The sequence below is a fragment of the Polaromonas sp. genome, assembly GCF_010365105.1.
In the GTDB taxonomy this organism is placed as follows: Bacteria; Pseudomonadota; Gammaproteobacteria; order Burkholderiales; family Burkholderiaceae_C; genus Polaromonas.
Map to the genome: position 1 here is coordinate 1 of NZ_JAAFGZ010000005.1, position 12,985 is coordinate 12,985.

The 12,985-nt window shown below is 63.7% G+C and carries 12 protein-coding genes; 1 reads left to right on the forward strand and 11 read right to left on the reverse strand.

The genetic code is table 11. The features are described from left to right. Positions 1–250: hypothetical protein (locus GZ092_RS04155; RefSeq protein WP_293634654.1), on the forward strand; the 250-nt coding region annotated here is incomplete at its 5' end. 84 nt (positions 251–334) lie between these two features. Here the strand turns inward: GZ092_RS04155 and GZ092_RS04160 are convergent. From GZ092_RS04160 to GZ092_RS04210, 11 genes are all read right to left on the reverse strand, one after another. Beyond that, entirely contained in the window at positions 335–1,078 is a 744-nt protein-coding gene (locus GZ092_RS04160; RefSeq protein ID WP_293634656.1) for an RNA polymerase sigma factor FliA, read from the reverse strand. A gap of 53 nt (positions 1,079–1,131) precedes the next feature. Continuing rightward, on the reverse strand, positions 1,132–1,830 hold the full coding sequence (locus GZ092_RS04165; RefSeq protein WP_293634658.1) for a MinD/ParA family protein: 699 nt from the start codon (positions 1,828–1,830) through the stop codon (positions 1,132–1,134). Further along, on the reverse strand, positions 1,815–4,262 hold the full coding sequence (gene flhF / locus GZ092_RS04170; protein ID WP_293634660.1) for a flagellar biosynthesis protein FlhF: 2,448 nt from the start codon (positions 4,260–4,262) through the stop codon (positions 1,815–1,817). The genes GZ092_RS04165 and flhF overlap by 16 nt, the downstream gene beginning before the upstream one ends. Further along, positions 4,259–6,349 (reverse strand): flagellar biosynthesis protein FlhA, encoded by a 2,091-nt coding sequence (gene flhA, locus GZ092_RS04175; RefSeq protein ID WP_293634662.1) that lies wholly within the window; start codon positions 6,347–6,349, stop codon positions 4,259–4,261. Before flhA ends, flhF begins: the two co-directional genes overlap by 4 nt. Next, complete coding sequence (gene flhB / locus GZ092_RS04180) at positions 6,346–7,488, reverse strand: flagellar biosynthesis protein FlhB (protein ID WP_293634664.1); 1,143 nt, start codon at positions 7,486–7,488, stop codon at positions 6,346–6,348. Before flhB ends, flhA begins: the two co-directional genes overlap by 4 nt. A 123-nt stretch (positions 7,489–7,611) precedes the next feature. After that, positions 7,612–8,253, reverse strand: coding sequence for a protein phosphatase CheZ (gene cheZ / locus GZ092_RS04185; RefSeq protein WP_293634666.1), 642 nt, complete (start codon positions 8,251–8,253; stop codon positions 7,612–7,614). Position 8,254: 1 nt separating this feature from the next. Next, positions 8,255–8,653: a chemotaxis response regulator CheY gene (cheY, locus tag GZ092_RS04190; protein WP_293634668.1), complete on the reverse strand. Its 399-nt coding sequence runs from the start codon at positions 8,651–8,653 to the stop codon at positions 8,255–8,257. Positions 8,654–8,734: 81 nt separating this feature from the next. Continuing rightward, positions 8,735–9,820 carry a chemotaxis response regulator protein-glutamate methylesterase gene (locus tag GZ092_RS04195; protein WP_293634670.1) on the reverse strand — a complete coding sequence of 362 codons (1,086 nt, stop codon included), beginning with the start codon at positions 9,818–9,820 and terminating at the stop codon, positions 8,735–8,737. Continuing rightward, on the reverse strand, positions 9,817–10,476 hold the full coding sequence (gene cheD, locus GZ092_RS04200; RefSeq protein ID WP_293634672.1) for a chemoreceptor glutamine deamidase CheD: 660 nt from the start codon (positions 10,474–10,476) through the stop codon (positions 9,817–9,819). The genes GZ092_RS04195 and cheD overlap by 4 nt, the downstream gene beginning before the upstream one ends. Beyond that, positions 10,473–11,342: a CheR family methyltransferase gene (locus tag GZ092_RS04205; protein ID WP_293634673.1), complete on the reverse strand. Its 870-nt coding sequence runs from the start codon at positions 11,340–11,342 to the stop codon at positions 10,473–10,475. Before GZ092_RS04205 ends, cheD begins: the two co-directional genes overlap by 4 nt. A gap of 166 nt (positions 11,343–11,508) precedes the next feature. After that, positions 11,509–12,705, reverse strand: a complete 1,197-nt coding sequence (locus tag GZ092_RS04210; protein ID WP_293634674.1) for an HDOD domain-containing protein — start codon at positions 12,703–12,705, stop codon at positions 11,509–11,511. Positions 12,706–12,985: the final 280 nt, after the last annotated feature.

Below are 12,985 nucleotides of genomic sequence, written 5' to 3' on the forward strand. Positions count from 1 at the left end.
GAAGCGAAGGCCCGTCAGAGCGTTCAGCTCTGATCCGCTCCCGCCCCCCAGGCAACTTTCTTTGGTGACTTTCTTTTTTGCCAGAAAAGAAAGTTACCCCCCGCAGGGAAGGCGCTCACCCCTAAAACCACAAAAGAACCCACCCAAAGCCAAAGCCAAAGAACAAGAACAAGAACAAGAACAAGAACAAGAACAAGAACAAGAACAGAAAACGCAGCAATCAAATCACCCGGCAGATTTTTGCTACTAAATTTATAGCTACCTGCACATACCATTCTTGCGCAAACGGCCTATTTAATGCTGAAAATCATTGACTGAACAACAGGAACGATCGCTAGGCCGACTTGGCCAGCAGGCCGCGCAGGCGGCTGATCACCTGGCTGTGCAGCTGGCATACCCGCGACTCGCTGACTTCCATGACCGCGCCAATCTCGCGCAGGTTGAGTTCTTCCTCGTAGTACAGGCTCAGCAGCAGGCGTTCGCGCTCGGGCACGGCGTCGATCGCCTCGATCAGGCGCTGCCGCAGGCCGTTTTCCAGCAGCCTGGCCAGAGGGTCACCGGTTTGCGCACTCCCCTCCTGCCGGCTAGCGCACTGCTGGTCAATAAAGGTGTTTTCCTGCTCGTTGCGGTCAAAGTCCTCGTAATACACCAGCTGGCAGCCCTGGATTTCCTGGAGCAGGCTCTGGTAGGCTGGCAAGGGCAGCTGCAGCTCGGCGGCAATCTCGCCCTCGGTGGGGTGCCGTCCGCGCTTTTGTTCCTGTGACTGGATGGCCTTGGCCACGCTGCGCGAAGACTGCCGCAAACCGCGCGACACCCAGTCGTTGGCTCGCAGTTCATCGAGCATGGCGCCCCGGATGCGCTGGCCGGCGTAGGTCTCGAACTTGGCGCCCTGGTCGTCCTGGTAGCGGCTCGATGCATCAAGCAGGCCGATCATGCCGGCCTGGATCAGATCGTCCAGGTCCACGCTGGCCGGCAGTTTGGCAATCAGCTGCAGCGCCAGGCGCCGCACCAGGGGCGCATATTGCGTCAGCAGGCCAGCGGTGCCGGCGGGGTCAATTTTTCCCTGGCATGTGTACATTGAGGAAGCGTCCTGCATTTCTGACAATCTGATGAGGGGTACGGGCAGCAGCTTCAGTAGAGGCCGGCCGATGGTTGGGTTTCATGGGCCGCCCTTTGGCTGGAAGGCTGAAAGGGTGTACGGTCTGCGGCTGCCGGACACGGCCAGTTCACCAGGTCCGAGGCAATCTGCAAGAAGTCCCGGGCAGCGGCGCTGGCGCTGAAGGCCTGCACGACGCTCAGCTTGAGCCGCCCGGCCTGCGCCAGAAAGGGATCGGCCCGGACAAATCCTGCAGGTTCAAGCGCCATGCCAAGGTAGCGGCTGCCGGTGGAGGCCAAGTTGGCGAGCAGGCGCCGGGCCTGGGCCGGGTCGGCGGCCTCGTTGACCAGCACCCGCAGGTTTGCCAGCGCATGGGCATAGTGCAGCTTCTTGATGCACAGGTAGGTTTGCGTGATCGCTTCGCTGCTGGCCGGGCAGACCACCAGGATATGGTCGGCACTGGCAGCCAGTGGCGACAGTGCGCCGTCGCTGTCCACGACGGCATCCACCAGTACCAGCTGGCCACCGCGCGCCGGCGGTGCCAGCTGCGGGCCGTTGCGCTCATCCAGCAGCAGCACGTCCCGGCCCAGCTGCGTGAGGGCTGCTGCCAGGTTGAGCGCGACGCTGCAGGCGCCGCTGTTGCATGCGCCATCGACCAGCGTGACACGCCGTGCGGTATGGCCAGCCATCAGCCGCCGCAGTCCGTCGGCCTGGTCGGTCACTGGTTTTTCCACACGCCGTTCCTTGTGCCGCCATCGGCTGCGTGTTGAACTGCTGACACCGGAGCCGACTCGCCGTTTTCCAGCGCATCCAGCAGCACATAGAGTTTGCCCAGGCCTTCCAGCAGGACCGCACCCGGTACCGGCTGGGCCGGCTTGAACGTCTGCCCGGCCAGTTGTGCAATGACCCTGCGCGCTGGTTCTGCCCACGCCTGCGGGGACTGCTGCAGCCTGAATACCGTCAGGCAGGTGTGCGCAAGCACCCGCAGGCGGTCAAGCCGGAGCGCATCGCCGGAGCCGGAGTCATCTTCGGGGTTGGTCAGCGACTGCTCAAGCAGCAGAAAATATGCCCTGGCGTCTGCCTGCCAGCCTGCCCACTGGATCAGTTGCTGCGCTTTTGCCTGCACCATGACACTGGCCAGCAGGTAGCTGTGCGCCACCAGCTTGCCGCTGGCCGCATCGACGATTCGCCGGACCACGCAGCGCTGCATCGTCGCATCTGCGGGCCTGCCGACGCAGCCCGATGCGGGCTGCGCAAACACATTGACCATCATTTCCGCCACCGACAGCAGGCCGGCCCTGCCGCGAAACGACACCGGCTCCGGCGCACTGAACGTCATACCGGGAAGCAGTTCATGCAGCGTTGCCGACACGCCGTCTTCGGCCAGCGCCACCTGCAGGCCGGCCGGTGCGCAAGCCATCCAGGCCAGGCCGCAAGCGTGCCATGTCTGGACGCGGTCGAATGAGGCCATGCCGGGCAACAGGTGGACCACCGGCTTGTTGTCAAGCTGTCGCAGTTCCGAAGCAGCGCAAGCTCCCATTTCAGCTTCAGCCCCGCCAGACGCCAGCAGGGCAGCAAAAGGCAGACCCGTGCCGTCAGACAGCAGGGCCGTGAGTCGCACTCCTGCAAGGGCTTCTTTCCCGGCCGGCAGACTGGTTTCACCGTGGCTTGCCAGCACGTAGCCGCTGCAATGGCGCTGGCTGTCGGCTGCGGCCCGGGACAGCAGCATCCGGCTGATCGCGCCTTCTTCCTGTGGTGGTTCTGCCGGTTCATCGGACAGCTGGCGGCAAAGCGCGCGGCCCGCATCAAAGCCGATGTCGGCCGCCGACAGCGCCGCCGCATTCAAGGTCAGTTCCTGGGCGTTGTGGGCCAGGGTGCGGATCAGCTGCTGGCACTGCGAACGCAGGCGCCGGCTGACCGCTTCGGCAGCCGCCACTTTCTCGTCGGTACGCGCGGGTTGCTCGTCCAGGTCGGCCTCGCCCGGAACAAACCAGGCGCTCTGGCTCCTGGCCTCGAAGACGCTGTCGATCAGCTGCCGGCGGTCGCCCAGGACCAGGTTTTCCGGCACCTTCTGCCCGCTGGAGACATAGTGGACCGGCAACTGGTGGCGGATCACGATGTCGATCAGCGCGCCGGGATGCGTCGCTTCGTCCACCTTGGTCAGGATGCAGCCGGCCAGGCTGCTGCTGCCTGACGCCTGGGCACCGTGACGATAGGCCTTCACCACTTCATTGAGCGTGTCGCCATGGCTGGCCGCATTGAGCAGCAGCAGGCGCTTGACCGGGCGGCTGGCGCCGCACAGCATGGCGATCTGGTCGGACACGGCGCGGTCGCGCTGGCTCATGCCGACCGTGTCGATCAGCACCATGTGCTTGTCGTGCAGGCTGGCGAGCACCGTTTCCAGGTCGCCCGCATCCTTGACCGCATGCACCGCCACGCCCAGGATCTGCCCGTAGATGCGCAACTGCTCGTAGGCGCCGATGCGGTAGCTGTCGGTGGTGATCAGCGCGAGTTTGTCAGCTCCGAAGCGCATCACGCAGCGCGCTGCCAGCTTGGCCGTGGTGGTGGTCTTGCCGACGCCGGTCGGCCCCATCAGGGCATACACGCCGCCTTCGTTCATCAGCGCGTCCTCGTCCTCCAGCATCGGCATCTGGCAGGCCATGGCCGACTTGAGGTAGTCCAGCCCGCCGGCATGGTTCAGGCCGGCCGGCAGGTCGGCCAGCAGGTCTCTGGCCAGGCGGGCGCTGAAACCGGCGCCCAGCAAGGTGCGCAGCAACTGGCCGCGCAGCGGGTCGCGCCGCTGGGTCTTGTTCCATGCCAGCCCGGCCAGCTGCTCTTCGATCATGCCGCGCATGGAATGGATTTCGCGCAGGACGCTGGCATCGCCGCTGCCCGCATCCAGCACAGTCAGGGAAGTGGGCGAAACGTCAGCCGCCGGCAGGGGTGGAAGGGGCGGCGCTGCAAGCGCAAGGGAAACGGCGTCTGCCGCAGCGGGGGCGGCGGGCGCCTCCAGGGAAGCGACTATTTCGACCCCGTCGGCGGTCACGGTGCTCGACACGATGAAGGCATCGGGCCCCAGTTGCTCGCGCATCAGCCGCAGCGCCTTCAGGATGGAAGGCGCCACGATGGCCAGGGTTTGCGCTTCTGCCGGCTTGTCGCTGGTCATGCCTTGCCTCCAATCGTGGCGGTGACGCGGATGGTGCGGGTGTCAGGAATCTCGGCATGCGACAGCACCCTGAGCTCGGGCAGGCTGCGGCGCAAAAAGCGCGCCAGCAATACCCGCAGCGGATGCTGCACCACCAGCACGGCCGGCAGGCCCAGCTGCGCCTGGCGCGCCATGGCTGCCTGGGTTTGCTGCAGCAGGTTGTCGGCCAGGCCGGGCTCCAGGCCATTGCTGTTGGAAAGCGCCTGCAGCAGCATGCGGTCGAGCGCGCTGTCCAGGCCGATCACCTGCAACTGCTCGTTGCCGGGGTAGAGGTCCTGGATGATCGCGCGGCCCAGGGCCAGGCGGATCAGCGAGGTCAGCTCTGTGGTGTCGGACACGGCCGGCGCATGCTCGGCCAGCGTGTCCAGGATGGTGCGCATGTCGCGGATCGGCACGCTCTCGTCGAGCAGGTTCTGCAACACCTTCTGAACGCTGGTCAGCGGCAGCGCCTTGGGCACCAGGTCCTGCACCAGCATCGGCGACTCCTTGCCGATGCGGTCGAGCAGCTGCTGCACTTCCTGGCGCCCGAGCAGTTCGGCCGAATGTGAATGGATCAGGTGGTTCAGGTGCGTGGCCACCACGGTGCTCGCGTCGACCACGGTGTAGCCGTAAATCTGCGCCTGCTCGCGCAGGCTGGCATCGATCCAGATGGCCGGCAGGCCAAAGGCCGGGTCCTTGGTGGGCGTGCCGGGCAGCGTGGCGCTGACCTGCCCCGGATTGATCGCCATCCACTGGCCAGGCGTCGCTTCGCCGCGCCCGATCTCGACGCCCTTGAGCTTGACCACATAGGCATTCGGCTTGATCTCCAGGTTGTCACGGATATGCACCACGGGCACCAGGAAGCCGATGTCCTGCGCAAACTTCTTGCGGATGCTCTTGATGCGGCCCAGCAATTCGCCGTTTTGGGACATGTCCACCAGCGAAATCAGCCGGTAGCCGACTTCCAGCCCGAGCGGATCGACCAGCGCCACATCGTCCCAGCTGGCTTCCTGCGACTCCGCCGCAATCGGCGCAGGCGCGGGTGCTGCGGTAACTGCTGCGGTACTGACCGCCGCTTTTTGCATCACGCGCCGCCCCATCCAGATCAGGCCGCCGGCAATCAGGAGAAAAGCCAGGTTCGGCATTCCCGGAATCATGCCCATCATGCCGATGACGCCGGCCGTCAGGAACAATACCTGCGGATTGGCGAACAGCTGGCCGGTGAGCTGGCCGCCGACGTCCTCGTCGGTGGTCACGCGCGAGACGATCACGCCGGCGGCGGTGGAAATGACCAGTGCCGGAATCTGCCCGACCAGACCATCGCCGATGGCCAGCAGCGTGTAGGTGGTGGCGGCATCCGAAAAGCTCATGTCGTGCTGGGCCACGCCCACCACCAGGCCGCCGATGATGTTGATGACCAGGATCAGCAGGCCGGCCACGGCATCGCCGCGCACGAACTTGCTGGCGCCATCCATCGAGCCGTAGAAGTCGGCCTCCTGCGAGACCTCGGCGCGGCGCTTGCGGGCCACGTCCTCGCCGATCAGGCCGGCATTCAGGTCGGCGTCAATGGCCATCTGCTTGCCCGGCATGGCGTCGAGCGTGAAGCGCGCGCCGACCTCGGCAATGCGGCCCGCGCCCTTGGTGATGACCATGAAGTTGATCACCACAAGGATGATGAACACCATCACGCCAACGGCAAAGTTGCCACCCACCAGAAAGTGGCCGAAGGCCTCGATCACCTTGCCGGCGGCATCCGGGCCGGTGTGGCCTTGCATCAGCACGACGCGGGTGGACGCGACATTGAGCGACAGGCGCAGCAGCGTGGTGAAGAGCAGCACCGCCGGAAAGGCGGCAAAGTCCAGCGCCTTCATGGTGTACATGCTGACCAGCAGCACCATGATCGACAGCGCGATGTTGAAGGTGAACAGCAGGTCCAGCAAAAAGGGCGGCAGCGGCAGCACCATCATGCTCAGGATCAGGATGATCAGGATCGGGCCGACCAGGCCCTTGCCCTTGTCGGCGCCCATCATCATGGCCGGCAGCCGTCGCAGGGAATCCATCGCGCTCATGCCGGGCTTCCTTCGGGGTCGAGTGTTTCAGGCACTGGCAGGTTCTTCGGCATGGGCGGCAGGATGCCGCCTTGCGTCGTCTGGCGGTGCAGCTGGTAGGCCCAGGCCAGCACTTCGGCCACGGCGGCATACAGGGCGACCGGAATCTCCGCATCGAGCCGGGTATGGCGGTACAGCGCACGCGTCAGCGGCGGCGCCTCAAGCACCGGGATGTTGTGCTCCTGTGCCAGCGCGCGGATGCGCAGGGCTACAAGATCGGCCCCTTTGGCAATCACGCGCGGTGCGCGCATGTCCTTGTCGCTGTACTTGAGGGCGACGGCAAAATGCGTCGGGTTGGTGACGATGATGTCGGCCTTGGGCACCTCGGCCATCATGCGGCGCTTGGCCATCTGCTGTTGCTGGCGGCGGATTTGCGCCTTGACCTGCGGGTCGCCGTCGCTTTCCTTTTGTTCCTGGCGCAAGTCCTCGCGCGACATGCGCAGCTTTTTATGGTGGCTCCAGAGCTGGTAGGGCACGTCGATGCCCGCCACCAGCAGCAGCGAGCCGATGATCATCGCGCAGGTCCTGGCCACGAGCTGCAGGGTATGCGCCAGCGCCTCGTGCACCGGCTCGCCCATCAGCGCCATGATGACGGGCAGATTGCCGGAAATCACCCACCAGGCAATGCTGCCGACCAGCATGGACTTGACCAGGGTCTTGACCAGCTCGGCCAGCGTCTCGGTCGAGAACATGCGGCCAATGCCGGCCACCGGATTCAGCTTGGAAAACTTCGGCATCAGCGACTTGCCAGAGAGCAGCCAGCCGCCCAGCAGCATGGGCGCAACCAGCGCAGCCACCATCATGGCGGCCAGCAGCGGCGCCAGCGCCTGGAATGCATGGACGATGGTGCTGCCGGCCTGCACCATCATGTGCGAGGCGTCGAATGCCGAGGCGCGTTCGAACTGCAGGCCGTTGCGCAGTGCGCTGCCCAGATGGTCGGCCATCAAGCCGCCGCTGGCCCACAGGCAACCCAGCCCGGTGGACAGCATCACAAAAGTTCCGAGTTCCCGCGAGCGGGCAACCTGCCCTTCCTCACGGGCCTTTTCCAGCCGCCGGGGCGAGGCCGGTTCGGTTTTTTCGAGATCACTTTCTTCCGCCATCAATGCTCCGAAGCTTCGGACGCAAAGCCGTCCGACTTGCAGAATTATTGAGGCGCAAGGCCCGGGCCATTAGGCCAAACAAGCCGGCGATAAAGCTGTTCCTCGGTCAATAGGACAGGCTGCCTAGAAGCCCAGGCTGGCCAGCAGGTCGTCCACCTGGTTCTGGTCATCGACCGCGTCTGGCTGGCCGGCGACGGTCTGCGGTCCGTGCAGCAGCCCATGGGGGGTGTCCTGGCGTTTTTCAGGCGGCGCATTGTCGATCAGCAATTGCAGCAGCTGCGTGTCCATGTCCTGGATCACGTGCATCATCTTCTTGATGACCTGGCCCGTCAGGTCCTGAAAATCCTGCGCCATCATGATTTCCATCAACTGGGCATTGGTGGCGCTGACCTGTTGCGGCACGGCAGCCAGGTAGGCGCGGTTGTCGAGCACCAGTTCGCGAGCTGCATCGAGTTCGACGGGATGCTCGAACCAGGCATCCCAGCGCCTGGTCAATGCCTTGGCCTGGCTGGCCAGGCCGTCCTGGATGGGCTGGGCCACGTCGATGGCATTGAGCGCCCTTTCCGCAGCGCGCTCGGTCATTTGCGCGATGTATCCAAGACGGTCTCGCGCATTGGGAATGGCCTCGGCCACCTTGGCGATACCCTTGTCCAGACCCAACTCGCGGATGCTCTCTCGCATCTGGCGCGTCAACTGCCCAATGCGGTTGATGAGTTGCTCGGCTGAATCGGGAACAGTTTCGCCAGAAATATTTTCCTGCACCATGTCACGCACTCTCTTTCGCGATTTTTTCAAAAATCTTGGTGATCTTCTCTTCCAGCGTGATGGCAGTGAACGGCTTGACCACATAGCCGTTGGCGCCTGACTGGGCCGCGGCAATGATGTTTTCCTTTTTGGCTTCGGCCGTCACCATCAGCACCGGCAGCTTGGCCATGGACGGATCGGCGCGAATCGCCTGCAGCATGGCCAGGCCGTCCATGTTCGGCATGTTCCAGTCGGACACGACAAAGCCGTAGTTGCCGGCCCTGAGCTTTTCAAGGCCGATGGCGCCGTCCTCGGCCTCGTCGACATTGACGAACTCCAGCTCTTTCAGCAGGTTGCGAATGATCCGGCGCATGGTCGGAAAATCATCCACCACCAGGATTTTTATGCTTTTGTCTACCACGTTCACTCCAAAAATTGATTGTTCAACACATGCTGCAGGCAAGCAACGCTGCCTGTACGCAAAAAACTTTCCGGCATTTCGCTACACCCGGTTGGCCTGCAGCCCCAGCGAACGCAGGTGCGCCATCACGCGCTGGCTCATGTCCTGAAGCGGCACGACCTCGTGCGCAGCGCCCAGTGCAATGGCCTCGCGCGGCATGCCAAAGACCACGCAGCTCGCCTCGTCCTGCGCCAGCGTGTAGCTGCCTGCCTGGCGCATGCGCAACAGGCCGTCGGCGCCGTCGCGGCCCATGCCGGTCAGGATCACGCCGATGGCATTTTTTCCGGCATGGCGGGCTGCCGAATCGAACAGCACATCGACTGACGGCCGGTGCCGGTTGACCGGTGGCGCCAGGTCCACCTGGGCCACATAGTTGGCGCCGCTGCGCACCAGCGACAGATGAAATCCGCCCGGCGCAATGTAGGCATGGCCGGGCAATATGCGCTCGCCCTGCACCGCTTCGGACACCACGATGCGGCACAGGCCGTTCAGGCGCTCGGCAAATGAATGGGTGAAACCTGCCGGCATGTGCTGCGCGATCATGATGCCCGGGCAGTCCGGCGGAAGGGGCTGCAGCACCTCCCGGATGGCTTCGGTCCCGCCGGTGGAAGCGCCAATGATGATGAGCTTTTCGGTGCTCAGCAACGGGCTGCGCAGCAGTGGCGCCTCGGCGGCGGCACCTGCGCTGCTGCCCGGCGCCGAACGCCTTGCCGGCAGCAGCCGTGCTGCGGCGGCGATGCGTATCTTGCCGGCGATCAGCTCGGTGTAGGAAAGCAGTCCATCGCGAATGCCCAGGCGCGGTTTGGTCACGAAGTCGATCGCACCCAGTTCCAGTGCGCGCAGCGCTGCCTCGGAGCCATGTTCCGTCAGCGACGAGACCATGACGACCGGCATGGGGCGCAGGCGCATCAGCCGTTCCAGAAATTCCAGCCCGTCCATGCGCGGCATTTCCACGTCCAGCGTCATCACGTCCGGGTTGTGCTGCTTGACCAGGTCGCGCGCGATCAGCGGGTCGGATGCCGTTGCCACCACCACCATGTCGCTCTGGCTGTTGATGATCTCGGTCATCAGGCTGCGGATCAATGCCGAATCGTCAACGCAGAGCACCCTGATTTTCTTGTCCGTCATAAAGTCCAGCCCATCTTTTTGTCAAGCGTGTACGCAGCGCCTGCAGCCAGTCTGCCGTCCCTGCTGCTGCCTTGCTGCCTGAGCAGCGCGCTGGCCAGTGCCTGCTCCTCGCGCTGCACCAGAAAAGCATCGTCCTGCTGGCGCAATTTTCTGACCGCCACCCGGCCGGAGAAAGGGAAAAAGTTGATTCGGCGCGGCAGCTTTCCGCGCAAGTCCTGTGCGGCAATACGGATACGCTTGTCCAGCAGGTAGCGCAGCACGAAGTCGGCATTGCGTTCGCCAATGTTGAGCAGCGTCATGCTGGCCAGCACGGCCCCGCCGCCAAAAACCTTGGCTTCCAGGCGCTCGCGCCGCGCCCCGGCCCGGACCACTTCGCTGAGCAGCACCTGCATCGCATGCGCGCCATAGCGCATGGCGGCGGTGGCATCAAAAAGCAGCGGGTCGGCTGCATCGGGCAGCATGAAGTGGTTCATGCCGCCAATGCCCGAGACGCTGTCACGCAGGCAGGCCGCCACACACGAACCGAGCACAGTCGTCAGCACCATGTCTTCGGACGTGACGTAATACTCCCCCGGCAGCAGCTTGACTGCCGACAGGCTGAATTCACGGTCGAAATAATGACGCGTGGCCAGGGGTTCGGCTTCTGCCGTGATCATGCCGCGCCTCTGGACAGGCTGTTGGCCAGGCCATAGACCGTCTGGCCGCGCAGCCGCAAGGTCTGCTGGGCAAAGGAAAAGTTTTCCGAATGCCCGGCAAACAGCAGGGCATGGGGCTTCATCAGGGGGACAAAGCGCTGCAGGATTTTTTCCTGCGTCGGCTTGTCGAAATAGATCATCACATTACGGCAAAAGATGGCATCAAACGGGCCTTTGAGCGGCCATTTCGGATCAAGCAGGTTAAGTTGCGAAAACCTGACCAGGGCGGCCACTTCCGGCCGTATCCGCACCTTGCCGGCATGCGCGCCGGAGCCCTTGAGGAAAAACCGCTTCAGGCGTTGCGCAGGCAGCTTGCTGGCCTGTTCCAGCGTGAAAATGCCGTCCACCGCCTTGGCCAGCACCTGCGTGTCGATGTCCGTGGCCACCACGCTGCAAGCGCTGGCGCGGCTTCCCAGTGTTTCGATCAGCGTCATCGCGATCGAATATGGCTCCTCACCGGTCGATGCGGCCGAGCACCAGATGGTGACCGGCTGCGCAGACTGGAGGACATGCTCGGCAAGCAGGGGGAAATGGTGCGCTTCGCGAAAAAAGGCCGTCAGGTTGGTGGTCAGCGCATTGGTGAACAGCTCCCACTCGTGGCTGCGCGGATCGGCCTCCAGAAAGCCCAGGTAGGCCGAAAACTCGCGCATCTCCAGTTCGCGCAGGCGGCGCGACAGGCGGCTGTAGACCATCTGCCGCTTTTGCACGCTCAGGGAAATGCCGGCTCGCTGGTGAATCAGCAGGCGAATCCGGGCAAAGTCCGTGTCGGTCAACAGAAAATCGGGGCCTGCCGGCGAAAGCGCAGCAGCGCGGGGGGATGGATTCATGGCAGGCTTGTGGGTTCAGGAGATCATTCACCATTGCTGCCCGAAGGCAAGCAATGCGCAGGCACCAATGTAGCCAGCAAACGCTCCTTTCGATGCCCCGAAAAGCATGCCAAACAGCGCCCATCTTTGCACATGGACCCGGCTCAGCCAGCCACTCCAGTTCCCGTTAAAGGTTCAGGTCCTGCGCCCACACCATGGCCGACCCGTGGGCCTTGTTCACCTGCGAAGGCGCCATGAACAAGGCGTCGGCAAGGGCTGGCGCAGAGCCGCCCTCGCCCTCGCACGCCTCTGCCAGCGCCAGCAAGGGCCCGTAGATGTCCCCCCGGTAAAGCAAGGCCTGGACAATCGCATCGGACAGCGACACCTGGCGCATCAGTTGATGCATCGGAGTCCCCATAAGCTGGTCCAGCAATGAGAAAAGTCCCACGACAAACAGGTTTCCCGCTTCGCCCGATGGGAGCAGGCCCACGCCCAGCAGTTCGACAAACCGTCCACGCACAATGGCCGTCTGGAGCAATGCCCGCGAAGACCCCGCCGAGCCGGTGGTTGCCAGCAACAGGGCCAGCCAGCGGTACAGCGGTTGGTAGCCCAGCATCGTGATGGCATGGCGCAGCGATTCGATTTCGATCTGAAGCCCGAAACCGGCGCTATTGATGTAGCGGAGCAGCTTGTAGGAAAGCATTGCGTCGCGCTGGAGAACCTTTTCCAGTTCGCGGATATCGGCGAAGTTCTGGACCATCGTCATCAGCTGCAGGATCAGCACCGTTTGCGAACCCATTTCGGCGATTCGCGGCAGGCTTCGCGGCGACGCACACAGATTTTCAAAAAACCCCGCCAGGCCAAGCGCCGCACAGGCATCAAACCCGTTCCAGTCCGACACCTTGTCGACCATCAGTTCCAGCGCAGGCTCGGCGAGCGTTGCCAGACTGGCAATCCGTGCCAGGTCGGGATGTGCCAGATCAGCCGTGACATAGGTCATCAGCGAAAGCAGGCCGTCGCTCGAATCAAACAGCGCCACATCCGGATGGCGCAGCGCCAGTCGAAAGCCCTGGGCATGCAGCGAAAGTGCCAGCTCGATGCCTTCCGGGCAGGCCAGTTCCGCCTGGCCGAACATCAGGACCGTTGTGGCGGGATTGAGGTATTGCAGTCCATCGGCAGACAGGGCAGCCGCATCGATGTCAATGAAAAACTGGCAGGACCCGGCCTGATGGGGAAACTGCGCCATCAGCGCCAGCAAAGGTTGCATGGTCCGGTCTGGCGGCGCAGTGTCCACCTGGGCGTCCTGCCATGAAAGGCGGTAGCCCCGCACGCGCTGGGTGGCGTCGATCAGGGGCGTTCGCGAAAGATAGTTGTCAGGGTTCATGGGCTGAAGTTCAGCAGTATCCGGCGTTGAATGTGTGTGGTTATGCGGCTGCAGTCAGTTGTGTTCCAGGCCCTGCCCTGTTCCGGGCAAAGGATGGCAAAAGACCGGCGCCAGGCGTCAATATTCAATGCAAAAGGACAGCAGCGTCGCAGCACAGGAATGTTGCGCTGCATGATTCTCAGGCAGGCTCTCCGGGCTGCAGGCGGCGAACAAGTGCTTGATCAGCCCTTTGTTTCCAGGATTCAAACGGGCCGTCCACGCCCTGACCTTGCCCAGGGAT

Excerpts from the sequence above, each read along its gene's own strand:
- cheZ (WP_293634666.1), bottom strand. The coding sequence starts at position 8,253 with ATGGTGCAGGAAAATATTTCTGGCGAAACTGTTCCCGATTCAGCCGAG.
- flhA (WP_293634662.1), bottom strand. The coding sequence starts at position 6,349 with ATGAGCGCGATGGATTCCCTGCGACGGCTGCCGGCCATGATGATGGGC.
- flhF (WP_293634660.1), bottom strand. The coding sequence starts at position 4,262 with ATGACCAGCGACAAGCCGGCAGAAGCGCAAACCCTGGCCATCGTGGCG.
- GZ092_RS04160 (WP_293634656.1), bottom strand. The coding sequence starts at position 1,078 with ATGTACACATGCCAGGGAAAAATTGACCCCGCCGGCACCGCTGGCCTG.
- GZ092_RS04210 (WP_293634674.1), bottom strand. The coding sequence starts at position 12,705 with ATGAACCCTGACAACTATCTTTCGCGAACGCCCCTGATCGACGCCACC.
- GZ092_RS04195 (WP_293634670.1), bottom strand. The coding sequence starts at position 9,820 with ATGACGGACAAGAAAATCAGGGTGCTCTGCGTTGACGATTCGGCATTG.
- GZ092_RS04205 (WP_293634673.1), bottom strand. The coding sequence starts at position 11,342 with ATGAATCCATCCCCCCGCGCTGCTGCGCTTTCGCCGGCAGGCCCCGAT.
- flhB (WP_293634664.1), bottom strand. The coding sequence starts at position 7,488 with ATGGCGGAAGAAAGTGATCTCGAAAAAACCGAACCGGCCTCGCCCCGG.
- cheD (WP_293634672.1), bottom strand. The coding sequence starts at position 10,476 with ATGATCACGGCAGAAGCCGAACCCCTGGCCACGCGTCATTATTTCGAC.